Genomic DNA, 23273 nt, shown 5'->3' with positions numbered 1-23273 from the left:
GAAACAAAAACCACATCCTATGACAGATGTGGTTTCAAATACGCAATCACTTGATCTTTAGCACGAATAGCTTGATCGATGCAGTCCGGAAGACCTGAGCCTTCAAAGGAAGCACCCGCGAGCTGTACCATAGGGAACTGCTCTGCGAGTTCTTGACGTGCTTTTTGCAGTCGTTCTTTATGACCCACTAAATACTGGGGCATCGCTTTTTGATAGCGTGTCACGACAGTGAATTCAGGATCTCCTGTGATTTGAATCACTTTTCTAAGATCATTCAACACAATTTTTTCAATCTCATGGTCTGGAAGCTCGACAATAGATTCATCGCCGGACTTTCCAACAAAGCTTCGAAGAAGGACTTTGCCATCAGGAGACGTAGTCGGCCACTTTTTATTAACCCACGTGCATGCCGAAATCGCATAATCACTTTTGCGAGAGACCAAAAACCCAGTTCCCTCTTTTTCTTGATTCACTTGAGATTTTGAGAATGCCATTGCAACTGTCGCAACCGAAGATAGAGGTACTTCCTCAAAGTGTTGTAAAATACCATGTTCTTCAAAAATCTCAGCTGTCTGATGATGCAGTGTTGTAAATATGGCACTGTCTACATCCAACGATTCACCAGAAGTGAAGACTAAACGAAGACGGTTTTCTGGTAACTTCTGCACCGTCTCTAATTTCGTGCCTTTAGATACTGTCACATCCGGAATGGCTTCTTCCAACGCTTCCACTATGGTCTGCAGACCACTTGAGAACGTTTGAAAAATACCTTGCGGTTTTCGGTTTGCTGCTTGTGGAGTCGAGCTTGCAGGACGTGTCTTTTTCATTCCGAGCATCAGGCTGCGGTGCTTTTTCTCCACTTCATAGAACTGTGGAAACGTAGCATGCAGACTTAATTTATCGATGTCTCCTGAGTAAATTCCAGCAAGTAGCGGTTCTACTAAGTTTTCCACAACCTCTGCTCCAAATCGTCGACGGAAAAATGTACCAAGCGGTTGATCCTCGTCGATCCCGGAACGAGCCATGACAAGGTCTCCTGCAGCACGTAATTTTCCACTCCATGAAAACAGACCTGTTGTGACAAAAGGTTTCCATTCTGTAGGAATTCCCATGATGGAACCACCAGGAATCGGATGTAACTGATCATTTACCAATACGAAAGATTGACCTGTCGCATTATGGACCAGTTGGTCATCGATTCCAAGTTCTTTTGCGAGAACGCCCATACTCTTCTTACGTTCTAAGAAAGAGTCTGGGCCTCGCTCTATAATAAAGCCATCTTTTCGAAGAGTTTGGATCTTTCCACCTAAACGTGAACTGGCTTCAATCAGATATATATCGATTGGTAAGTTTTCTTCACGGCACTGCTTTTGCAGATAATAGGCTGCTGATAGACCCGTAATTCCTCCACCAATGATGGCTACTTTTTTTCTGTTCTCCGCCATTACGTTCATCTCTTCCTATTTCAGTTTTACTTTGACAGTACTTTGTTTATGGCATCCACAGCTGCTTCAATAAATAAAGGATCTGTGTTTGGCATCGCTGGTCGGTAATAGTTGGCATCTAGACGATCACAGACAATCTTACATTCGTAATCGTTATCGTAAAGGACCTCTAAGTGATCTGCCACAAACCCTACTGGAGTGTAAACAAAGCTACGGTATCCTTTTTTCTCATAAAGTTCTTCAGTTAGATCTTGAACATCCGGACCAATCCAAGGCTCTGGAGTCTGGCCAGCACTTTGCCAGCCCACTTCAACGTTTTCAACACCTGTTGCTTGTTGGATCAAGTGTGCTGTTTCTTTTAACTGCTCTGCATACGGATCTCCGTTAGCTAGAATTTTTTCTGGTAAGGAGTGTGCAGATACTACAAGTACAGCTTTTGCACGTTCTTCGTCTGACATAGCATTGAATGTGTTTGAGATTTCACGGTTCCAGTACTCGATGAATTTCGGCTCATTGTACCAGCTTTCCACGGATTTGATTTCAATTCCGTATTTAGCCGCTTCTTCTTTAGCACGTCCATTGTATGACTTGATAGAGAATGTAGAGAAGTGTGGAGCTAGCACGATAGAGACAGCTTCTTTGATTCCATCTTTCGCCATCGCTTCTACAGCATCTTCAACGAATGGTTCAATGTGTTTTAAACCGATATATAACACATACTCTACTTCGTCTTGAGAGCTGTTCATTTTTTCATGGATTGCTTTTGCTTGATCTTCAGTAATTTTCGCTAATGGAGAGATTCCTCCAATAGCACGGTAACGGTCTGTTAAATCTTGAAGTGCTTCTTCGCTTGGCTTGCGGCCATGGCGAATATGCGTATAATAACGCTCAATATCTGCTTCTGTATAAGGCGTACCATACGCCATTACGAGTAATCCAACTTTTTTCTTCATCAAAAGACACCTCAATTCGATTTTTGGGAAATCAGTTCACGACTATATGTGTGGACTAGGTCTGTCAATCGTTTCAATACATCTGGATCCACTTCTGGGAATACACCATGTCCCAAGTTAAAAATGTGACCTGGATGAGCAACCCCTTGCTCGACAATCCGTTTTGCTCGTTTTTCAATTTCATCCCAAGAGCCGATCAAGTACGATGGGTCTAGGTTACCTTGTACGGTTTTTGTGATGCCACGCTGACGCGCTTCTTCAATAGACAATCTCCAGTCAAGCCCTACAACATCAACTGGTAGGTCGTGCCATTCGTTAGCCAAGTGACTTGCGCCAACTCCAAATGTAATTAGTGGAACACCTGTTTCACGGAGTTCAGAGAAGATACGTGTCATGATTGGTTTAATATAAATACGGTAGTCTTCTACATTCAACGCTCCGACCCAAGAGTCGAAGATTTGAATAGCACTTGCACCTCCTTGAACTTGCGCTTTAATATCTGTGATGATCATATCTGCTAGTTTGTCCATTAGAGCAAACCAAGCTTGCGGTTCACTGACCATGAAAGCTTTTGTTTTGTTATAGCTCTTTGAAGGACCGCCTTCAATCATGTAACTTGCCAATGTGAACGGCGCACCCGCAAAACCGATCAATGGCACAGTCAATTGTTCCTTCGTCAAAATCTTGATCGTCTCTAATACGAAAGGAACGTGTTCTTCTGGATTGAACTCTTGAAGCTTCTCTACGTCCGCTACGGAACGAATTGGATTCGAAATAACAGGACCGATTCCTGCTTTGATCTTCACGTCCACACCCATACCAGGTAGAGGCGTTACGATATCTTTGTAAAGAATTGCCGCATCCACGTTGTAGTTATCTACAGGAAGCTTCGTTACATACGCACATAGCTCTGGCTGATGCGTAATCTCTTCTAATGAATACTTTTTCTTAATTTCACGATATTCTGGCTGAGAACGTCCAGCCTGGCGCATAAACCACACAGGAGTATGTTCCACTTGCTGTCCTCGTGCTGCACGTAACAGCGTATCATTCTTTATTTTCATGGTAGTCTACCCTTCCCTACACAATTAGTCTATCTATTACTTTAGAACTTCTCTCATCTATTGTATAGATTACAAAGCAAATTGTCATAGAATTGCCTTTCTATGAGTAGGAAAGTGTTTTCAAATTGTGAACAATGGGAAATACTTAAAGTAACAAGTAGAGGAGGCCATATTTATGAGCTATTTATATACCACATCCGGTACACCGGAATTTATGAAACAGTTACAAGAAAAATACAGCACAGAAAACATGCACGTTCTCTATGGATCTAATGGAACCATTCTGTTACACGAGAGTTCCGGCAAAACAAAGTTTCAAACACCAAGGTCCTATGCTGTACTTGCCTCACATGGACACTTCCAAGATGAAGGCTATTTTTACTTCTATCACATCCCAATTACAGACGAAGGGCGTCCAGTATTTGAGCATGAAGCACAGGAAATGATGAATGCACTATCTAGTGAACCTGGATTGTTCGCCCTACGTATCTTACGACCAGTAAAGGCGGATACGTATTTGATTCTCTCGCAATGGTCAGGGCCATCTAGCTATAAACAGTGGGCAGATCGTCACTTAACTCCATTAGAAACACTCGCTTCCAAACAAAATATTTTCACGAGTGCGCCATACACACACACTTACCGTACCAAAAATGAAGAAGCAGCCGATTAATCCGGCTGCTTCTTTTTCCGTACAAAATACCATTCAATTGAAACGACCGCCGCTACTACAGCAACTACAATCAAAACAGGTTCATGGAAGAGACAAGCAACTACTGCCCCTAACACTAGTGGTGCATAACTTACCATTCTTGCAAACTTCATCACCACTTGTTGTTTAGATACTTCAGGCTGTGGATACAGCATATCCATTCTGAAAATCTGATTAAACAGCAGTCCTTGATGCGTCTGGATCGCTATTGCAAAAGAAAATACCACGAGTAGTCCTGCTACGACATAAGTAAATGACAGGAACGGCACTAGAGCCAGTAATACTGCTAGACGCAGCCACATGTAGAATAACTCGTCTTTTCGAACAAAACTTCTGGCAATCAAGAACTGGTGCATATTTTCTTTTGATAACAGTCCATCTAGCCACGCTCGTCTAGACACCTTGCTTCTGACATGCGGGACTTCTGTAAAGTAATTAGCGAATTGATAGAACCGTTGCATCCGCTGTTGCTCCATATCGATCATTCGATCAAACGGAAACGGAACATGTGATTTATTCAGCATGACAATATAATAGATGACCGCTACCACTCCAAATAATCCTGCAATGAACCAATTAGAGGAAAGAAAGAAGTAAAATGTACCAAATACTACTCCTATTCGAATCAGAAAGTCTAAGCCACTCACTTGATCATGAGCCCAGAACGCATAGAACTTGCTTCGCACATTCCAAATCGCTAACACAATGACTAGTAATGCGAGGCCAATTAGTATCGAGGAAGACAGCGCTCCGACTCGAGTCAGAAGTGGTATGGTGACAACCATTACAACTAGTGAACGGACTATGACAATAAGTTCAGACCAACGCAGTGCCGGTCGGAGATACGTTCGCATTTGTTGTTCCATTGGTAAAAAGAAATAGTGATCTGCTTGTTTCAGTAGCAACGCTGGCCGGTTTGGAACCACAATAAGTGTCAGTACAACTGCCGAAACCAGAAACGCAGGAAAGTCTTCTGGAGGTGCTTGTAACCACTGACTATAGGAATATCCAGCTGCACCAATGACGAAGAGCAGCACCACAGCGATGTGACCAGATATGATGAACTGCATATAGCGCTGTAGTTCTATAAAATAATTTTGGAACCTCTTGCCGTAAATAGAAGCTAAATTAGGCATAGTCAACTTCCTCTGTCATTGCAATATAAAGATCATCGAGTGTAGCTCCTGGCATGTGAAGCGCCTGACGCAAGTCCTCCATCGTCCCTGCTGCTCGGACCTTACCGTTATGAAGCAGGATCAGCTTGTCACAATATTTTTCTGCTGTCGTCAAAACGTGCGTTGTCATTAAAATACCTGCACCTTTTGATTTTCTCTCTTCAAGTTGAGCAAGAAGCGCTCGTATTGCGAGAGGGTCTAGTCCTACAAAAGGTTCGTCGATGATGTAAAGCGTAGGGTTTGCCATGAATGCTGACATGATCATCACCTTTTGCTTCATCCCCTTTGAAAAGTGGGTCGGAAACCATTTCATTCGCTTTTCCATTCGAAACTCTTGTAGCAGTTTGTCTACCCTTTGTTTGGCAGTCTGTTCATCAATGTTGTAAGCAAGAGCCATCAAATCTAAATGTTCTTGCAGTGTCAATTCTTCATATAATACGGGCGTCTCCGGAATGTACGTAAAGGATTTTCGGTAGGCATCCGGCGCACTCGCCAATGTTTGATTATTTATTGAAATCGTTCCTTCATGGGGGTTAAGTAATCCAATAATATGCTTGATCGTGGTACTCTTCCCTGCACCGTTTAATCCAATCAATCCGACAAGCTCACCAGGCTCGACCGAGAAAGACAAATCATGAATTACAGCTTTTTTTGAATATCCACCTGTAACGTGCTCTAACTTTAGTAAAGACATAGTAGTAGCCCCTTTCAACAATTAGTGTAGCACCTTAACGTAAAAAAATCTCGAACCATTAAGCCGTATGGTAAACTACTCATAATGAATCCTAAAGGAGTGACACCAGATGACAGAATGTATCTTTTGCAAATTGATTTCAGGCGATATTCCAAGTACCAAACTTTACGAAGACGAGCATGTATTTGTATTTATGGATATCATGCCATTAACAAAAGGCCATATCCTCGTGATTCCAAAATCACATAAAGAATCTGTCTATGATCTTTCTGAAGACGAAGCTGCAAATCTATTCCGCGTCGTCCCAAAACTTGCGACTGCTTTAAAAGAAACGTTCCACCCTGCTGGCATGAACTTGTTAAATAACAACGGAGCACCTGCGGGCCAAAGTGTCTTCCACTTCCATTTACATTTGATTCCTCGTTACGACGAAACTGACGGATTCAAGGCAACTTGGAGAACTAAAGAAAAAGACTATCCATTAGAAAAGATTCAAGAACTAGCGCAACAATTGTCAGAAAAATTATAAGCAGAACCATTGTCAATTTCATTAAATCCTGTATACTGAAAGACAAGCTTTCGCTTGTGGCAAAGAGTGCACACAAGGAAAGAACTAGTTGAGAAAAGCAGAGGAGAGAGTAAAATGAATACTAAAAATCTTGTACTATCCGCAATGTTACTAGGAATTGGAACGGTGTTATACCTTGTAATCCCACCTTTCTTAGGGAGTATGAAACCTGACTTCCTATTAACTATGATGTTTGTCGCTATTTTATTAACACCAAACTTAAAACATACAGTAGTGGTCGGTTTAGCTACTGGAATCTTATCCGGACTGTTTACTACATTCCCTGGAGGATTTTTACCGAATGTAATTGATAAAGTGCTAACATCTCTAGTGTTCTTTGCCGTTTTACTTGCTGTTCAAGCTCTCGGTAAAAAACTTGCTGCACAAGCAGTACTCACTGCATTAGGAACTGCCCTTTCTGGTGCCATCTTCTTAGCAAGTGCCATCTTCATCATGGGAGCAGAAGTTCCTTTCGGACAACTTTATCTTGCAGTTGTACTTCCTGCCATTGCAGTGAACACGGTAGCATTTATTGTGATCTATCCAATCGTCCGTCAGACTTTGAAGCGTTCAAGCCTTCGGACTTCAGTAGCCAACTAACTTACAAAGAAGCCTATCTTATAAAAAGATAGGCTTCTTTTTATATAGACGCTCTTGTCGATTCATGTTTAAATAAATACGCATGTTGGTATACTTGTAACAAATACATAGTGTGGAAAGTGGGGGTCCATATGGACAAAAGTCGTTTTGTTTGGGGACTGTTGACAGGTGCTACAGCAAGCGCCGTTGCTATTTTATTTACTGCTCCAAAAAGTGGTCACGAAGTGCGCTCACAAATACGAGCAACATCAACGACAATCAAACATGATCTCTCAGATGTAAAAGCTCAGTTCCAAGAAGTAAAAGCTTCTTTACAAAGCCTGATTACAACTGCTAAAGAAATTACTCCAGAGGCCGTTCAAGGAATCAAAGAAAGCGTCGATACTTGGCAAAAAGAAACAGCACCGATTCAAATGAAAATCCAACAAGATATTGAAGCCATTCAAAAATCGATGGATGAATTGCAACAAGCGCTTCCTAAGAAAACAACAAAAGTCAGTTAGACAGATACCTTGTGTATCTGTTTTTTTATTTTTATCGCAATAGTATTGTGGTCCCTATTTCCGTTTCTCCCCTTCCCTTGTTATACTAGAGAGTAGAAGTGTACAACGGACCTAACTACTATTCGAAAGGTGGCGAACCTTATGTCAGAAAATTATTCTCTAAAAGAAGCCATGATCTTTAGTCAACGTTTAGGGCAGCTCTCCAAAGCTCTATGGAAAGCGGTCGAAAAAGACTGGCAAACCTGGATCAAACCGTATGATTTGAATATCAACGAGCACCACATCCTATGGATTGCGTATCACTTAAAGGGTGCAACTATTTCCGACATTGCAAAATTTGGTGTGATGCACGTCTCAACGGCATTCAATTTCTCAAAAAAATTGGAGCAACGGGAACTCCTTGAATTTTCGAAACGAGATGACGATAAACGCAATACCTATGTCACCGTCACTGAAAAAGGCGCCAACCTATTAGAAGAAATGTATGAAAACTATCATAATACGTCTCACTCCGTCATCGAAGGCTCATTACCAATCAAAGCTATTTACGGTAGATTCCCTGAGTTCATGGACATGATGGCTGTGATACGGAACATTTATGGGGACGACTTTATGGATATCTTTGAACGCTCACTTTCAAATATCGAAAAAGAATTTGAATTTAATGAAAAAGATGAAAGCGCCATCAAATAATTTACAAATAACCACTTGATATTCTATTCAAAACGTCGTATTGTAGACTCTTGAACAATCAGTTTAGGAGTGTTAAACATGCAATGCTGGAAAAGCATTAATATAAAAAGACAATACGGCTATGACCGCTTGTTTTTAATTTCATCTTTTATTGTCTTTATGGTCTTCTCATTTACTTATATTGGCTTGTCTTTCTTCAGCGAAAGCGGCCGTTCTAGTGATTATTTTATTGGATTTGTCTTATCCTTTTTAGCAGTTTATCCAATTCACAAACTTTTGCACTATCTGCCTTTGTCTACATTAAAAGGCCGAGTACGCTTGAAACGTTATATGCATTTTCGCATCATCCCAATGTTTATGATCCGTATCTGTGAACCAATTGGTAAAGGTCGCTTCATTTTGGCTTTGTTAATGCCATTTATTGTGCTCTCTACAGTATTTATAGGCGGTGTTTATATCTTCCCTGTCTTTGCCCATTACTTTATTATTCTATTCGCTTACCACTGTGGCATGTGTGTAATCGACTTGATTTATGTCAAAGAGCTCCTTCATTCTCCTAAAAAAGCGTGGATTGAAGAGATTGAAGATGGCTATGAGATTCTAGTCGCTCCCCGCGCTTAATCATTTGCTAGCTTGAAAGAGTTTTGCTATGATGAAAGAGTTCATGAAGGGAGTTACAGTATGATTATTTTGGCACTTTTGGTTTTTGCCGCCTTCTATTTCTTTCAGATAAACCGTATGGCGTATGCATTTGTCACATCTCGTGATCTTTCAGAAGAAAAACAAACGAAAGTGTTTCGAATGGTCAATATCTGTATCACGCTCTTATTTGTAGCACTTTATGTAGAAATCACATATGCAGTATAAAAGAACGGACGCCTAATGGCATCCGTTCTTTTTTGTTACATCAAAAAAGTAGCTCCGACAATGATGAGCAAGATGAACAGAACGACAATCAGTACAAAACCTGAGCCGTTAGAATAGCTGTGACCCATATCGATCACCTCCTTGTGTTCTAACCTGTGCTCCATCGCCCGGCAATGAATAGGCAGTTGTGGAACTATTTTGTTTTTATTTCGTTTATGTTATAGTAAGCATTGTCTGAAACTAGTTAGGAGAGATACCATAATGAAGAAAACATTACTAACAACAGCTCTAGCAGCGTCTATCTTGACTCTTGGCGCATGCTCGGACGAAGAAGCTTCATCACCTGTGGTTGTAAGCTCTGAGTACGGAGATATCACGGAAAACGATTTGTACAATGAAATGAAATCATCTATTGGAGATCAAGCTCTTCAACTTCTAATGATTGAAAAAACATTAGATGCTGAGTATGATGTGACAGATGAGCAAGTTGAGGCCGCTCTAGCGCAAGATAAAGAAGAGCAAGGCGAAAACTTTGAAGCATACATTGCACAACAAGGTTACACTGAAGAATCGTATAAAAAGTTCTTGAAATTAAACCTTCTTCAAGAAGAAGCGTTAATTGATGGAGTAGAAGCTACGGATGAAGAAATCCAAGCTAAATATGATGCAATGAAAACAGAAGTCAATGCTCGCCACATTCTTGTAGAAGATGAAGCGACTGCTCAAGAGGTAAAGAAAAAGCTTGAAGATGGTGGAGATTTTGCTGAATTAGCAGCTGAATATTCAACTGAACCACAAGCCCAAACTTCTGGCGGTGACTTAGGTTGGTTCGGTCGCGGTCAAATGGTTCCAGAATTTGAAGAAGTAGCATTTTCTCAAGAACCAGGTGTGATCAGTGATCCAGTTCAAACGGACTTTGGTTTCCACATCATTGAAGTCGTTGAAAAACGTGAGATGGAAGAAACATTAGAAGATAAAAAAGACGAAATTGCTCGTGAAGTGAAGCTTGAAAAAGCGGACTCTGCAGCTCTATTCGGTAAAGTTGCTCAACTTATGAAGGATGCAAATGTTGAAATCAAAGATGAGGAATTAGAAGGTGCGCTTGCGAACTTCTTAGATTATGAAGAGCCAGCTGCTGAAGAAACAGAAGAATCAAGCAAGTAATCAAAAAATCCGACCTCGCGGTCGGATTTTTTGTATTTACTAGTTGAATTTATAACTTAAGACTAAATTGATAGATACCTATATAAAAGTGTAGGGGTGACTCCAGCGGGATTAAAGCGGAAGCTGAGACCTTGGCTCAGCCCGCGCCCGCGGAACGCTTCCCCTACACTAATACAGCTAACTTAAAGATTTCTAGAGCGGCGTTCTACACATCTAAGTGATATCGAGTTGCTAACGCCAGAAATCCACATCAAAACTATTCACCCCAACCGAGGCAAAGAACGCCTCAATTGGGGCGCCTAGTTTTGATGAAATTTCTTGAGCGGCGTTCTACACATCTAAGTGATATCGAGTTGCTAACGCCAGAAATCCACATCAAAACCATTCACCCCAACCGAGGCAAAGAGCTCCTCAATTGGAGCGCCTGGTTTTGATGAAATTTCTAGAGCGGCGTTCTACACATCTAGTTATCAAACGAAGGGCGATAGAACGACCGGTTCTCTAATGGGAAAAGACGCTCAGTAAACTCACCAGGAGTCGTCTTCTCAAGAGCACGATTTAACATAGCCATCTTCGCATCAATATTGTCGATGTAATGAAGAATTTCGGCTTCGCGAAGCATTGGACGCTTCGGACTGCCCCACTCTTCTTTTCCGTGATGCGACAGCACCATATGTTGAAGGAGCATCACTTCTTCCCCTTCAATCTCCAGCTCTTTAGCTGCCATTGCAATTTCATTGACCATAATGGAAATATGGCCAAGAAGATTTCCTTCAAGTGTATACGTTGTCGCTACAGGACCTGAAAGTTCAATAACTTTTCCAACGTCATGCAACATGATTCCTGAATACAAAAGGTCTTTATTTAAGGCTGGATATAGTTCCGTCAACGCTTTTCCTAAGCGCATCATCGACACGACATGGTCAAGTAATCCCGACGCATAATCGTGGTGATTGCGAGTCGCAGCTGGGTATGTGATAAAAGCCTGATGGTGTTTCTTCAGTAAATGACGAGTCAATCTTTGCAGGTTCGGATTGTTCATTTCAAAGATATAGGGAGTGAGCTCATTCATCAATTCTTCTTTTGATTTTTCAGAAGATGGGACTAGATCTGTGATGGTAATCCCTTCCTCGTCTTTTACCGGACGAATACTTTTCACTCGCAGCTGAAGTTTCCCACGATAGTCATGAATTTCTCCACCTACACGAACAATTTTTTGAGCCCCATATAGACGAGAGTGTTCTTCAGTTGTGTCCCATAACTTGGCTTCAATATCACCGCTTTTGTCTTGCAGAACCAAAGACATAAATGGTTTCCCCACTGTGGTAACCCCTGTTGTACTTTGTTTAATGAGAAGGTAGTGATCGACTGGATCGCCTACTCGTAATGTTGTAATGCCTTTCATGATTTACTCCCTTCCGTCTCCAGATGAACTCGTGTAGTTGAAGTGTCTGAAGACAGCCATTCTGGATGGCATGTAAAATAAACGAACGGTAAATGATTGTCGTTACTCACCAACCATTGTACCACTTGTTTAAAACGGTTCGCATCAAAATGAACGAATGGATCATCCATAAGTATAAGGAACGGCTTCTTTTTTGACAGTTCTTCTGCTAATGCAAAACGTAGTGCAAGATACGCCTGTTCCTTTGTCGCTTGGCTAAGCTGTTTGATTTCAAAACGTACACCTTGTTTTGATGAGGCACTAAATCGTCCATCTTGATACTGGAGTGCTTCATAAGCCCCAGCTGAGAATATGGCAAATAAAGTACTTGCTCGTTTTAACGTAATCGGGAAGATCTCTTCATGATAATACGCATAGCGCTTCTCAATTTGATTCTCTAAAGCCCGCCAAGCAGTAAAATCAACCACTAGATTGTGTAACGCCGAGCGCTCAAGCTCTAATTTTTGCAGAAGAATTCCTTTTTGCTCATCAGATAGTAATAGCTCCAGCTGCTGTTTGATCGTTACGAGCTCTTTTGTTGTTTCCTCCACCTTTTGTTGCAGCTCTTCCACTTGTACAAATAAAGCAGATTTAGTCAGTTCCTTGCGCTCTCGACCTTGCAAACGCTCGCTAAGCTCTGCTAATCGATTATGTCTCTTCTGTTCCTCATGTGTCAGGCGGACAAGTTGTTGAAACTCTTCAGGAGTAGCGATGTCATAGCGGCTATAAATTTCATGCAGCTCGTTCTCTATGAACTTCTGTTTGGTCTGGAGTTCCTGGCTCTGTCGTTGTTGATGTAGAGACTCTGTTTGCAGTAACTGTAATTCTTTTTTTACTTCATATAACTTGGACTGCTCCACTCGAGCTTCTCGAAATGCGTTGTCTAATTGCTTTCCGTTCGACCACGAGTTCGGGAAACATCGTTGCATAGCTTGTTGCTGCGACAGAACTTCTTGGAGTCGCTGTTCCGAAGCCCTGTAATTCAATTGTAGTTGTTGTAGTTTTCGAATCGCTTGAAAGACGTCTGATGCTCTGTACTCTGTTGGGTAACTGATTCCATAAGGTTTGAAAAACTCTTCAACTTCGGAAGCATTTGTTGAAGACTGGTTCTTTTTTGCAGGTAACACAAAAGTAATCACAAGAAGCATGATGGCAACCAAATAAAACATGATTTGATCTACTATCAAACCTGCAACAATAGTTCCGATGCTAAGTACTGTTAGCAGTGCCGTAAATGGATTTAGCTGCTTCTTTGTTGAACTTAATAATTCATCCAGTTGTTGCTCTTTTGAAAAAGATACATCATAGTTTTCCACTTTAGTTTCTAAATCTACTGCAGAAATAGATAGAGTGGCTACAAGCGGTTGTTGTTCACGAACTATCATCTCTAATTGTTCTTCGAGCTCAGCAAGCTTGGCTTGCTGCTCACGCCATCTCGTCTCATAGTCCAAAAACTCATCTAATTGCTGAAGTCGGTCATCTACACTGGCTAGCTTCTCCTGGTCCCATTCAATACTAGGAAGCTGTTGTAATTTCCACGACACATCTTGCAGACTCTCCACAAGGCGCCGCTCTGACTGTTGATCGTGTTCTTCTACCAATGTAGTTGTAGCCGTATGTCGTTGCAAGTTTTCCAGTTCGTCAAATAGCGGCTGCAATGCCTCTTGTTCTTCTGCTTCAAACAAAAGAGCTCTCGCTTGTCGGAGTTGTATCTCAAGAACAGTAGATTCTTGCTCCAATTGTAATTGCTTCGCTTTTAACATGTTGTAGCTCTGTTCCTGTTTATGAGACTCTTGCAGCTTTTTTTCTAAGTTTTTTACTTTTTCGAGCTGTTGATTGATCACAGGTTTTCGGCCACCTGGTTTGTATAAAGCCTGAGATTCCTTAATTGCACTTTTACGAAGTGCAGCAAATGGATTCTCTCCTGTTGTCCCACTTGCAAAGAAGAGCTCTGTCAAATCTTCCTGGGACAACTGATGAAGCTTTTGAAGATCAAACAAATCAAATACAAAGACAGATTCGACTTGATCTCGCGTCAGTCCTTTTAAAAGTTGTTGAAGGAAAATCTCATCTCCTATATAAAGGCCTTCCCTTTCAACTGAGACATTCCCTGCAGACTTGCCTTCAACGCGCTCAATTTTATAATCGACCCCGTCAAACTCAACTTGTAGCCAACCACCATAGCGACCTCCATCTAACGGTTCTAAACGATTACTCGCACCACGAGTCGGAAATCCAAATAAAATCTGTAGAATACCCTCGAACAAAGATGATTTTCCAGCTTCATTGAGTCCTTCCACTCTACTGCGGTCGGTAAAATGAAATGTCCGTTCTTTATGTTTTCCAAAGCCGTATAGGTGCGCTTTTTTAAGTTTCATAACTGATCACCCCAAGTCGCTAGTAGCGTCTGAATCCGCTCTTGTACCTCTACTTGTAACTGATCTTTTTGTATATATTTCTCTAGAGCGATTGGTAATTCAGGCAATTCGAGTTCTTCAACTAGTTCTTGAAGAACTGGTTCCAACTGCTCCATCCAACGAATCTGCAGTCGCGTTACTAAGATAGTTGAATAGGTCTCTTGAATTTGACTCGAGATATAGTCTCGAAGTTCGTCATCGGAAATCGAACCAAGCCATTCCAGTCGTCTTAATGAGATGGTCCAGTCAAGTAAGACAGATTCTTCCTTCCACGATTGTCGATCAATATCTCCAAGTAGTTCTTTTAGTAACAAATCAATGGACTGAGGCTCTTCAGTGAGGGTTTCTAAAGATTCAAATTGGAGTGTGGAGACCTGACAAAATTCACTACTCGTCTGATTCCCATCTATGCGAATATCTAAATAGCCTTGAGGTCCTTTCTCTTTACGGTTTCTGCCTTGCAAGGTTCCAGAATAAGCAATCATTGGATCTTGGTGTAAGGTTTGTCTCTTATGTATATGCCCTAGCGCCCAATAATCGTACCCATACTTTAGTAATTCTTGAATGGTGAATGGAGCGTAGACGTCATGCTCTAGTTGAGACCGTTCACTACCATGAAGGAGTCCGATGGCATAATCCGCTTGTGGATCTCTAGATGGATAATTTTCTATATAAGCTTCATGAACATGTCGTGTAGGATAGCTGAATCCCGAAACTTGGACAGTTTGCCCGTTTACTTTTAGGACATGAGAATGAGGACTCTCCTGAAATACATAAATCGTTTCTGGCAATTCAAATCGAGTCCACTTTCCACCCAAGTGGTCGTGATTTCCGTGTATCAAAAAAACAGGGATATTGAGTTCTGCAAGACGCTCCATTGATCTTTGGAAAAACCGCTGCGCATGAAGGCTTCGGTTTTCACCGTCATAGATGTCTCCCGCTAGTAATATGAAATCTGGACGCTTTGATTCTGCATCGGCTATCACTCTTTCAAATGCGTCAAATGAAGCATTACGAAGGCGATCCTGCCACTCTTCAGGTAGTTGGTGAATTCCAGAAAACGGGCTTTCTAAATGGATATCTGCAAGATGAAAAAAGCGAATTGACATGATATCCTCCTTAAATCGAATATTTGTTCTATTATATCATATCGACTTTTTCTGTATACTAAATGCTAGAGGAAAGGGGTGTATGGAATGCACACATATACGTTTACAGCATTTGAAAAGACAGGCAAGCTTTTAGCTGAAGAAAAATGGGAGTATGCTTCTGACGAAGAAGCGAAAGCTCAAGGGGAAAAGCGTGTAGAAGAAATGGGATTTGGTGAGACAACTCACCGTCTTGTGAACTCTTCAGGAAAATTGATACTATTTCATGTATAAGTTAGATGTGGAAAACGCCGCTCTAGAAATGTTGTAAAAATCAGGCGTGTCCGTAGAGGCGCTCTTTGCCTCTATGGATGCGACTGATTTTTGCGGGGATTTCTGGCGTTTGTAACTCGATTCAGTTAGATGTGGGAAACGCCGCTTAATAAAAATCTAAAAACAGTTTCTCTCTTTAATGAGAAACTGTTTTTTTAGTATCGTTTTTCTATTGGTTAAACTGTGGCTTACGTTTCGATACGAACGCATCAATACCTTCTAAATGGTTGCTAGCACTGCGCATTTTCGTCTGAGAGACTGCTTCTGCACGCAAAACAGCTTGAAGCTCTTGCGCTCTTGTTTCATGCAAAATAGACTTAGTTTCAAGCATTGCATCAAGAGGAGCTTGTTTTAACTTAGCTACGAGCATCTCGACTCCAGCTTGCAATCCACCGTCCTCTGTCAGATGATCAACAAGAGCCGCCTCATGGGATTCCTCGCCAGTCATCATCTTGCCTTCCCAGATCATTTGTTTCGCTTTAGGTACACCGACGCGTTCCTTCAAGAAGAAGTGACCGCCACCATCTGGTACTAAAGCAATGCCGATGAAATTCATCGCAAGCTTTGCGGACTTTTCCGCTAAAATAAAATCACTTGCCAAAACCAGGCTAAAACCAAGTCCTGCAGCCGCTCCGTGAACTGCAGCAATCGTAAGTTTTGGTAATGTGTAATAGGCATGTGCAAGTTTTTCGAGTTTTCTCATGACATCTTCGATTTCAAAGCTACCATCGTTTGCGAGCATGGCTTTGATATCGCCACCTGCTGAAAATGCCCGTCCTTCTCCTCTTAGAACGACGATTTGTGCCTCCTGGTCTTTGTGAAGAGCTGTGAAACACTCTGTTAATTCTTCAATCATCGTACCATTCATAGAATTCAATGCCTCAGGACGATTCAAAGAAATCGTGAGGACATTGCCTTGTCTGTCTAGTTGTAGTGTTTGATAAGTCATCTTTTCCCCTCCTCCTCTATCTATTCGACACCATTCCATTTTTCCCTTCAAAAAAACTCCAACCTTTGGACGGTTGGAGTTCGATGTTAGAACTGTTCGTAAAGTTCTTGAACTGGCTTTAGTAAAACGCGATTGATTTCTTCAATCAACTGGCTCAGCTTCATTTCAGCTTCTAACATAGCCAGAATTTTTTCATTAGATTGGGCAAGCTGTGCCGTCTTTTGAGCGTACTCTAACTCTTCGCCCGCAATTTCTTCACCTTTCACTTGCTTTTCTTGAAGCGTCATTTGAATTTTACGGAATGATTCAAATAAATCCTTCGCTTCTTGATCTTCTTTTACCGCTTGAATCGCTTCTTTCACACCTTGCATTTCTGCCGTCTGGCGCAGTGTCGTTTCTAATTTGTTAATATCGTCGTAGATGTTCATTTAAAGTCTCCTAACTGTTTACGATTAGTGCGATGATCCCTTGAACAATCCCAATCAGACCGCCAAGAACCCCACCAAGAATCGTGATCATTTTAAATTCTCTTCTAGATAAGCCTAACACAAGTTCCTCTAATCGCGAAACCGGGAAGGTGTTGACCTGTTCCTTGACAACTTGATCCAGCTTCAGTTTATCAAACAATTTCGGCAGTTCCGAATGCATGCGACTGAAGATGAAATCTAGAGTCTTCGGAACGAGAGTCTCGGTTAAGATTGCCGGAGCACTTGGGAACAGCTTAGTGATCGGTTCGTCCAAGTGAGTCCCAATAGCCACTTGCTCGTGGACATAGGATTTAACTTGAGCGATGATAGGATCCACGTCAAATCCTTCTAGCACATCATTTACTGGACGTTCTTTAATTTTGTTCCACTCACCTTGAATTAGATTCGTAATAAGCTGGTGGGTACCCGGTGCATCCATGAACTTCATGATTTCCGGCTGCAGTTTATTCGCTAGTGAATGGGAATCCCCCACCATCATTAAAATCATGTTTCCAAACGTTCCTTTCGATGCTAAGAAATCATCGACTAATTGTTTCAAAGTGCGTTTGCCATCATCTGACTGAACGAACTCTTTTCCTCTACTTAGTATCAAATCTGTGAGTTCTGGAATCTTGGCTTCCACTTTAATGCGCCAATCCTCTGGCATCAGTTCTGCCAAAGTTCCCGTTTCAAGTGTTGCTTTCATTTTCAAGGCTTGCTGATCAATCTGGCTATCAATTAACTGCGTGACTTTTTGTTCTACATCTTTGAATTCTGCTCGCTCTAACCACGTTCGAACCGAGACTCGATCTAAGCCTAGATGGTCATTGGTTTGTCTTTCAACTGTTTTATGAATTCTGTTCTTCACGTCTTCGCTTAAGTACCGCTTTTCAATCAATTCAGGCGTTAGTAAATAATGAATCACTAGCTTCCCAAGCTGCGAGGCAAGTTCATCGCGACGCTTTGGTATCAATCCTGGTGTAAAGGGCACTCGCCACTTTCCAATATACTTTGCTTCGTATGGACGAAATAACATTTTAATAGCAATATGATTGGTAAATGCTCCAATGATGGCACCAATTATAGCCATTGTTGTAATTGTAATTGCGATTTCCATGTCTTCACCTTGTTTCTATAGTCTGTAGCCATTAGTATAACAAAAAGAGAGGCCCTGAAGGAATCAGGACCTCTCATTAAACCAGTACAAATACCCTTACAGTCGAATGGCATGCTCCATCTCGTCATGCATAGCAATCCAAAACGGAGTGGCTTGTTGCGGTGTTCGGTAACGAAGGACTAGTGTTTTGTACGTGTCATCTGTTTGTTGTTCCAGCTGTTTGTAAAGATGGTACCCGTGGTATTTGTCTCGAATAGCGTGTTCTAATTCATGGATCACTCTTGAGATTCACCTCTTCACAGACTATGCTAAACTAAGAAAGACTATGAAAGGAGCGCCATTATGTTACAACATTTCAATTACAAATCCCTTTATGAAAATAAAGCCTTACCCGGATGGGAAGTCAGTTTTTATTACAAACACGAAAAATACCGAGCCGTCTATGAAAAAGATGGAACGATTCAATGGTTAGATGGAACACCTGAGAACGAACAACAAGTCAAATCGTTCATTCATGAACTTATGGTTTTTCATGTCTACGATTAAACGCGTCCCCGAAATGGGAACGCGTTTTTTGTTACGAGTATTTACGTAAAACGTTGTAAAGTTTTGATTTGATGTCACGCTCATCGCTTTTATGGATGGTGACGGGTACAAATGTCTCGTCTTGATCCAATGCTTCTGCTAAGAAACCACCGAAGCCGCGAGCTTTGCGGTCAATCTGCAAGTACAATTCTGCTCTATCCGCTGTCTGACTTAAGAAGACCACTTCCAGCTCATCCAGCTTGCCATAGAATTCTCCTGTCATCGGTACGTATTCAAACTCTTGCATGAACGGATACATACCGCGGAACTTACGTGAAGCTTGTTCACACTCCGCTTTACGTAAACGGAACCCAAGAGCTTCTACTTCCTTCAACACAGACGCTGCAAGTGGTGTTGGCTCCACTTGAATGAAATCTTTATCTGTCGGGTCTACTGCAGAAGCGATATCAAGAACTGTTTGAATCCATACACGTGTTGCCCCTTTTGTTACTGGCGTATCATAAGGAAGCGTGAACGAGAATGGGATTTCCTTGTTTTCGTTAGCTGCCAATGTAAAGCTATCTACCACTTTTTGTTTTTGAACAACCGCTTTGTCCGTATACTTGCGGTCATCCATTTCACGAGTATACGTCGTGTAAACAGCAAGGTAAATCGCGTCAATCTGCTGGTCTGTCTTTCCTCCGCTGATTTTTACGACACCTTCCATCAACTCTCCTGCACGGTAGACCGCTTTCGTTAACACGGTATCCACTTTTGCCGATCCAACACCCATACTTGCTAACATTTTATTGAAGAATGACATAGAAAACTCTCCTTTTCGTTTAGATACTACTAGTACGACTCAAGGATTCAAAAAGTTTCACGCAAGTTGAGCAGTTCCTGCTTGAAGACGATACATTTTTTCATATTGCCCTCCAAGAGCAATCAACTCGTCGTGGTTTCCGTTTTCAACAATCTCACCTTTATCCAAAACGAGGATACGATCCGCATTTTTAATAGTAGAAAGTCGGTGAGCAATAATAAACGTGGTGCGTCCTTTTTTCAGAACGTCCATTGCGTGTTGGATCAATTCTTCCGTCTCTGTATCGATATTAGATGTGGCTTCATCAAGTATTAAGATTGCCGGATCGAATGCTAATGCACGTGCGAACGAAATCAACTGACGCTGGCCTGAAGAAAGGGTGCTTCCTTTTTCGACCACCGGTGTGTCGAGTCCTTTTTCAAGATTCTTGAGCACGCGGTCTCCGCCAACAGCTTCAATGGCTTTTTCTACTTGTTCTCGAGTGATACGAGGATCGTTCAAACTGATGTTCGTTGCGATAGTTCCTGTGAATAAATACGGATCTTGTAGCACGATACCCATATGCTCGCGAACCGCTTGTCTCGATAAAGTGGTCATGTCTTGGCCATCAATGGAAATCGTCCCTTTAGTCGGGTCGTAGAAGCGGAAAAGTAGGTTCATGATAGAACTCTTACCGGATCCGGTATGCCCAACAAGAGCTACGGTTTCCCCTTTCTTTGCAGAGAAATTTAAATTCTTTAAGACGTATTCCTCTTCTTTATAAGCAAACCACACATCTTTGACTGTGACGTTCCCTTGATAACGCGGAATTCGTTCGTCTGAAACGATTTCTCCTTTTTCATCTAACAATTCAAAGACTCGAGAACCCGCTACTAATGAACGTTCGAGTTGAGAGAACTGATTAACGATACCCGTAAGAGGATTGAAGAGTCGCGTGATGTAGTCTACGAATGCATAGAGTGTACCTGCTGTCACAGCTGCTTCGGTGTCTACAGACGCTGCACCGAAGTATAAAATAAATCCTAAAAACATCATGTTTCGTAATACAAATACTAAGTTGAAAGACGTAGCTGAATCCAGCTTCAACAATTTACTTTGATAGTCAAAGTGACTTTCGTTCATTTGCGCAAATTCCCGAGCCATTTGCTTTTCTCTTCGGAATGCTTGAATGATTGACATCCCTTGAATCGATTCGTTAATCATCGCATTCATATCAGCAAGTTTTGTCCGAACAATTTGATTGTATTTCGATGCATACTTGCGGTAGCTGATCATCCAAATATAAACAACTGGAATGATAATAAGAGCCATAGCTGCTAGGCGCACATCGAGAATGAATAAGGCAATATAGACACCTGTAATGGAAATGATGCTCGTTGCGAACTGAGACAATACTTGCACGTACAGGTTTCGAATCGCTTCTGTGTCATTGGTGACACGGGCAACGATCTTTCCTGCTGGTAGATTGTCAAAGTAATGAACTGGCACTCGTTGGATGTGCTGGAACACGTCATTTCTAAGATGTTGAACGACGCGGTTGGCACCTATTTGCAACTGGATATACATGAAGTATCGGAAAATCGCCGCTACAATCTGCAAGCCAAAGAAAACAGCTAGTAGCTGGGCAATCACGACAAAGTCAATCTGCTCTGCTGTGATTTGTGTATCAATTATATATTTCGCGATAAAGGGACCAATCAAGTCCACTATGACCGCAATGGTGAGCAGACCGAGTCCACTCAAAATGGTTTTTTTGTATTTCAATGCATAGAGATAAAGTCGTTTTGAGGTTGTCATCTCTACACCTCCTCTAACTGCTGACGGTCAAACTGTTCTCGGTACCAACCACCTTTAGCAAAAAGCTCTTGGTGTGTCCCGTGCTCCACAACATGACCATCATCAAGAACAATGATTTGGTCCGCATGTTGGATCGCTGATAGACGGTGCGTTGTGATTATTGTAGTTTTTCCCGTTCGATTTTGTTGAATATTTTCAATGATTTTTGATTCTGTTTTGGCATCTACTGCTGACAATGAGTCATCCAAGATTAAGATATCCGGGTTTTTAATCAGTGCTCGAGCAATCGACACACGCTGTTTCTGGCCACCAGATAAGGAAACACCCTTCTCTCCGACCAATGTTTCAATACCTAATGGGAGATTCCCTAGATCTTTCTCAAAATACGCTAAGCGAATCGCTTCGTGGAGTTCTTGTTCCGTAGCATCTTCTTTACCAAATAAGATGTTTTCACGAATTGTCCGGGAGAACAAGACATGGTCTTGAGGAACGTATCCTATCTTCTGTAAAATATGGTCTCGTGACTGGTCAGCAATAGCGACGCCTCCGATTTCAACAGCACCTTTACCCATTGGGTATTCTTTTAATAGCTGCTTCACGAAAGTAGTCTTCCCTGCACCTGTCTTTCCAACAATCCCAAGTGTTTCCCCAGCATCGACGCGAAGTTGAACATCTTTTAAGTTGACGACTTGAGACGTCGGATACGTGAATTCCACATTTCTGAATCCAACTGTGGGCTCTGGACGTCCTGCTGCTGGTCGCATCGGTTCTACTACATCTTCCGGAGTTGATAATGTCTCCTGAACACGATCGAGCGATGCATTTCCGCGCTGCATGACATTGATCAATTCTCCAATAGCGAACATCGGCCAAATCGCGAGACCTAAATAGACATTAAACGTAACTAAGTTCCCAACTGTCATTTCACCTGTAGAGACGAGGTGCGCTCCGTAGCCAAGTGCGACCACGTAACTGATTCCTGTTCCTACTTTAGTGATGGGTCCGAACAAAGCGTCAATCCGTTCAACAACCATGTTTTTCTCATAAACCATCTCACTCATGTTGGCAAAGTTTTGCTCATCTTGTCGCTCTTGTACATAAGCACGAATTACACGCACTCCCGCAATCGATTCTAGCACTTGGTCATTTAGCTCACCAAAGGCATCTTGAGCTTCCATGTATTTTTCATGAATGATTTTGCCTAAATACTGCATAATCAAAGCTAGGATTGGGATTGGTAGTAACGCGAAGAAAGTCAGTTTCCAAGAAATTAAGAATCCCATTGCTAAGATGATGGCTGCCATATAGAGAGTCGAATCAATCAATGTCATGATTCCAAAACCGGCTGTTGTAGCAACTGCATTTAAATCATTTGTAGCACGTGCCATTAAATCTCCTGTACGATTTTTCTCATAAAACCCAGGAGTCATCGATAAAAACTTATTCATGAGTCGCGTCCGCAAAATCCGTTCAATCTTCACAGAGCCTCCGAATAACTGATACTGCCAAATAAAGTTGATGACGTAACCACCTAAAATAATGGCAGCGAACAAACCAACATACGTCCGAAGTGAACCTTCCGTCAGAGTACCCGCTGTAATGGCATCAATCGCTTCTCCGATGATCCAAGGTGGGATGACTTCAATAACACTCCCAATAATCAGTAACGTGATAGCCACCGTATACCGAATCCAATGTTCTTTAAAAAACCAATTTAATTTACCTAACACACTAAACATATTTCCTCATTCCTTTCACTAGCCACTCTCTAGAGACTCCGGTTTAGATACTTTTGAAATTCTGAACAATCCTTTCATCAATCCCACTCCTTCGTTTTTTCTAAATAATGGAAATTGATAAGCGCAAAAAAGCACA

At 41.7% G+C, this 23273-nt stretch carries 26 protein-coding genes; 10 read left to right on the top strand and 16 right to left on the bottom strand.

Going from position 1 to position 23273, the window contains the following annotated elements; genetic code table 11:
- Positions 1-17 precede the first annotated feature (17 nt).
- The 3 genes from hemY to hemE are packed head-to-tail and all read right to left on the bottom strand — an operon-like array spanning position 18 to position 3462.
- On the bottom strand, positions 18-1445 hold the full coding sequence (hemY, locus tag CF394_RS01145; protein ID WP_094941433.1) for a protoporphyrinogen oxidase: 1428 nt from the start codon (positions 1443-1445) through the stop codon (positions 18-20).
- A 26-nt stretch (positions 1446-1471) separates the two neighbouring features.
- The gene (gene hemH, locus CF394_RS01140) at positions 1472-2398 is read right to left on the bottom strand and encodes a ferrochelatase (protein ID WP_094941432.1); all 927 of its coding nucleotides are present in this window, start codon (positions 2396-2398) and stop codon (positions 1472-1474) included.
- Between the two features lie 11 nt (positions 2399-2409).
- Positions 2410-3462, bottom strand: coding sequence for a uroporphyrinogen decarboxylase (hemE, locus tag CF394_RS01135; protein WP_094941431.1), 1053 nt, complete (start codon positions 3460-3462; stop codon positions 2410-2412).
- Between the two features lie 175 nt (positions 3463-3637).
- On the opposite strand from hemE, the gene CF394_RS01130 reads away from it, so the two are divergent.
- A complete protein-coding gene (locus CF394_RS01130) occupies positions 3638-4135 on the top strand; it encodes an antibiotic biosynthesis monooxygenase family protein (protein ID WP_094941430.1) in 498 nt (165 codons plus the stop codon).
- On the opposite strand, the gene CF394_RS01125 is transcribed toward CF394_RS01130, so the two are convergent.
- Positions 4132-5310 carry an ABC transporter permease gene (locus tag CF394_RS01125; RefSeq protein ID WP_094941429.1) on the bottom strand — a complete coding sequence of 393 codons (1179 nt, stop codon included), beginning with the start codon at positions 5308-5310 and terminating at the stop codon, positions 4132-4134. The two genes, CF394_RS01130 and CF394_RS01125, sit on opposite strands and share 4 nt — an antisense overlap.
- Entirely contained in the window at positions 5303-6043 is a 741-nt protein-coding gene (locus CF394_RS01120; protein WP_094941428.1) for an ABC transporter ATP-binding protein, read from the bottom strand. Before CF394_RS01120 ends, CF394_RS01125 begins: the two co-directional genes overlap by 8 nt.
- 109 nt (positions 6044-6152) lie before the next feature.
- Here CF394_RS01120 and CF394_RS01115 point away from each other — a divergent pair, with 109 nt between their 5' ends.
- From CF394_RS01115 to CF394_RS01090, 6 genes are all read left to right on the top strand, one after another.
- Positions 6153-6572: an HIT family protein gene (locus CF394_RS01115; RefSeq protein ID WP_094941427.1), complete on the top strand. Its 420-nt coding sequence runs from the start codon at positions 6153-6155 to the stop codon at positions 6570-6572.
- A 114-nt stretch (positions 6573-6686) separates the two neighbouring features.
- Positions 6687-7211 carry a tryptophan transporter gene (locus CF394_RS01110; protein WP_094941426.1) on the top strand — a complete coding sequence of 175 codons (525 nt, stop codon included), beginning with the start codon at positions 6687-6689 and terminating at the stop codon, positions 7209-7211.
- A 131-nt stretch (positions 7212-7342) separates the two neighbouring features.
- Positions 7343-7714: a YtxH domain-containing protein gene (locus CF394_RS01105; RefSeq protein ID WP_094941425.1), complete on the top strand. Its 372-nt coding sequence runs from the start codon at positions 7343-7345 to the stop codon at positions 7712-7714.
- Positions 7715-7855: 141 nt separating this feature from the next.
- The gene (locus CF394_RS01100; RefSeq protein WP_094941424.1) at positions 7856-8407 is read left to right on the top strand and encodes an HTH-type transcriptional regulator Hpr; all 552 of its coding nucleotides are present in this window, start codon (positions 7856-7858) and stop codon (positions 8405-8407) included.
- Between the two features lie 78 nt (positions 8408-8485).
- Positions 8486-9028: a DUF3267 domain-containing protein gene (locus tag CF394_RS01095; RefSeq protein WP_094941423.1), complete on the top strand. Its 543-nt coding sequence runs from the start codon at positions 8486-8488 to the stop codon at positions 9026-9028.
- 60 nt (positions 9029-9088) lie between these two features.
- The gene (locus CF394_RS01090) at positions 9089-9274 is read left to right on the top strand and encodes a hypothetical protein (protein ID WP_094941422.1); all 186 of its coding nucleotides are present in this window, start codon (positions 9089-9091) and stop codon (positions 9272-9274) included.
- 35 nt (positions 9275-9309) lie between these two features.
- Here CF394_RS01090 and CF394_RS01085 read toward each other — a convergent pair whose 3' ends face one another.
- The gene (locus CF394_RS01085) at positions 9310-9402 is read right to left on the bottom strand and encodes a YjcZ family sporulation protein (protein ID WP_106408199.1); all 93 of its coding nucleotides are present in this window, start codon (positions 9400-9402) and stop codon (positions 9310-9312) included.
- Between the two features lie 133 nt (positions 9403-9535).
- On the opposite strand from CF394_RS01085, the gene CF394_RS01080 reads away from it, so the two are divergent.
- Positions 9536-10438, top strand: coding sequence for a peptidylprolyl isomerase (locus CF394_RS01080; RefSeq protein WP_094941420.1), 903 nt, complete (start codon positions 9536-9538; stop codon positions 10436-10438).
- 463 nt (positions 10439-10901) lie between these two features.
- Here CF394_RS01080 and yhaM read toward each other — a convergent pair whose 3' ends face one another.
- From yhaM to CF394_RS01065, 3 genes are read right to left on the bottom strand one after another with little or no spacing between them, the layout of a single operon-like run.
- Positions 10902-11843, bottom strand: coding sequence for a 3'-5' exoribonuclease YhaM (yhaM, locus tag CF394_RS01075; protein ID WP_094941419.1), 942 nt, complete (start codon positions 11841-11843; stop codon positions 10902-10904).
- The gene (locus CF394_RS01070; RefSeq protein ID WP_094941418.1) at positions 11840-14260 is read right to left on the bottom strand and encodes an AAA family ATPase; all 2421 of its coding nucleotides are present in this window, start codon (positions 14258-14260) and stop codon (positions 11840-11842) included. The genes yhaM and CF394_RS01070 overlap by 4 nt, the downstream gene beginning before the upstream one ends.
- Complete coding sequence (locus tag CF394_RS01065; protein ID WP_094941417.1) at positions 14257-15408, bottom strand: metallophosphoesterase family protein; 1152 nt, start codon at positions 15406-15408, stop codon at positions 14257-14259. The genes CF394_RS01070 and CF394_RS01065 overlap by 4 nt, the downstream gene beginning before the upstream one ends.
- An 87-nt stretch (positions 15409-15495) precedes the next feature.
- Between CF394_RS01065 and CF394_RS01060 the strand changes: the two genes are divergently transcribed.
- The gene (locus tag CF394_RS01060) at positions 15496-15681 is read left to right on the top strand and encodes a YhzD family protein (protein WP_094941416.1); all 186 of its coding nucleotides are present in this window, start codon (positions 15496-15498) and stop codon (positions 15679-15681) included.
- A gap of 208 nt (positions 15682-15889) precedes the next feature.
- Here the strand turns inward: CF394_RS01060 and CF394_RS01055 are convergent, their stop codons facing one another.
- From CF394_RS01055 to CF394_RS01040, 4 genes are all read right to left on the bottom strand, one after another.
- A complete protein-coding gene (locus CF394_RS01055) occupies positions 15890-16669 on the bottom strand; it encodes an enoyl-CoA hydratase (protein WP_094941415.1) in 780 nt (259 codons plus the stop codon).
- 86 nt (positions 16670-16755) lie between these two features.
- The gene (locus tag CF394_RS01050) at positions 16756-17097 is read right to left on the bottom strand and encodes a YlbF family regulator (RefSeq protein WP_094941414.1); all 342 of its coding nucleotides are present in this window, start codon (positions 17095-17097) and stop codon (positions 16756-16758) included.
- 10 nt (positions 17098-17107) lie between these two features.
- Positions 17108-18253 carry a DUF445 domain-containing protein gene (locus CF394_RS01045; protein ID WP_094941413.1) on the bottom strand — a complete coding sequence of 382 codons (1146 nt, stop codon included), beginning with the start codon at positions 18251-18253 and terminating at the stop codon, positions 17108-17110.
- Between the two features lie 96 nt (positions 18254-18349).
- Positions 18350-18532, bottom strand: a complete 183-nt coding sequence (locus CF394_RS01040) for a hypothetical protein (RefSeq protein ID WP_094941412.1) — start codon at positions 18530-18532, stop codon at positions 18350-18352.
- A 63-nt stretch (positions 18533-18595) separates the two neighbouring features.
- Between CF394_RS01040 and CF394_RS01035 the strand changes: the two genes are divergently transcribed.
- Positions 18596-18799 carry a DUF5342 family protein gene (locus CF394_RS01035; RefSeq protein WP_094941411.1) on the top strand — a complete coding sequence of 68 codons (204 nt, stop codon included), beginning with the start codon at positions 18596-18598 and terminating at the stop codon, positions 18797-18799.
- Between the two features lie 31 nt (positions 18800-18830).
- Here CF394_RS01035 and CF394_RS01030 read toward each other — a convergent pair whose 3' ends face one another.
- Genes CF394_RS01030 through CF394_RS01020 form a run of 3 tightly spaced genes read right to left on the bottom strand, consistent with a single transcriptional unit; the run spans position 18831 to position 23137 of the window.
- Positions 18831-19601, bottom strand: coding sequence for a sporulation protein (locus CF394_RS01030; RefSeq protein ID WP_094941410.1), 771 nt, complete (start codon positions 19599-19601; stop codon positions 18831-18833).
- Between the two features lie 57 nt (positions 19602-19658).
- Positions 19659-21398, bottom strand: a complete 1740-nt coding sequence (locus CF394_RS01025) for an ABC transporter ATP-binding protein (RefSeq protein WP_094941409.1) — start codon at positions 21396-21398, stop codon at positions 19659-19661.
- Between the two features lie 2 nt (positions 21399-21400).
- Positions 21401-23137 (bottom strand): ABC transporter ATP-binding protein, encoded by a 1737-nt coding sequence (locus tag CF394_RS01020; protein WP_094941408.1) that lies wholly within the window; start codon positions 23135-23137, stop codon positions 21401-21403.
- Between the last annotated feature and the right edge of the window lie 136 nt (positions 23138-23273).

It is taken from the genome of Tetzosporium hominis (genome assembly GCF_002265435.1).
Lineage (GTDB): Bacteria > Bacillota > Bacilli > Bacillales_A > Planococcaceae > Chryseomicrobium > Chryseomicrobium hominis.
The sequence above is the reverse complement of the archived record's forward strand: the minus strand, read 5'-3'. Positions and strand labels throughout refer to the sequence as shown.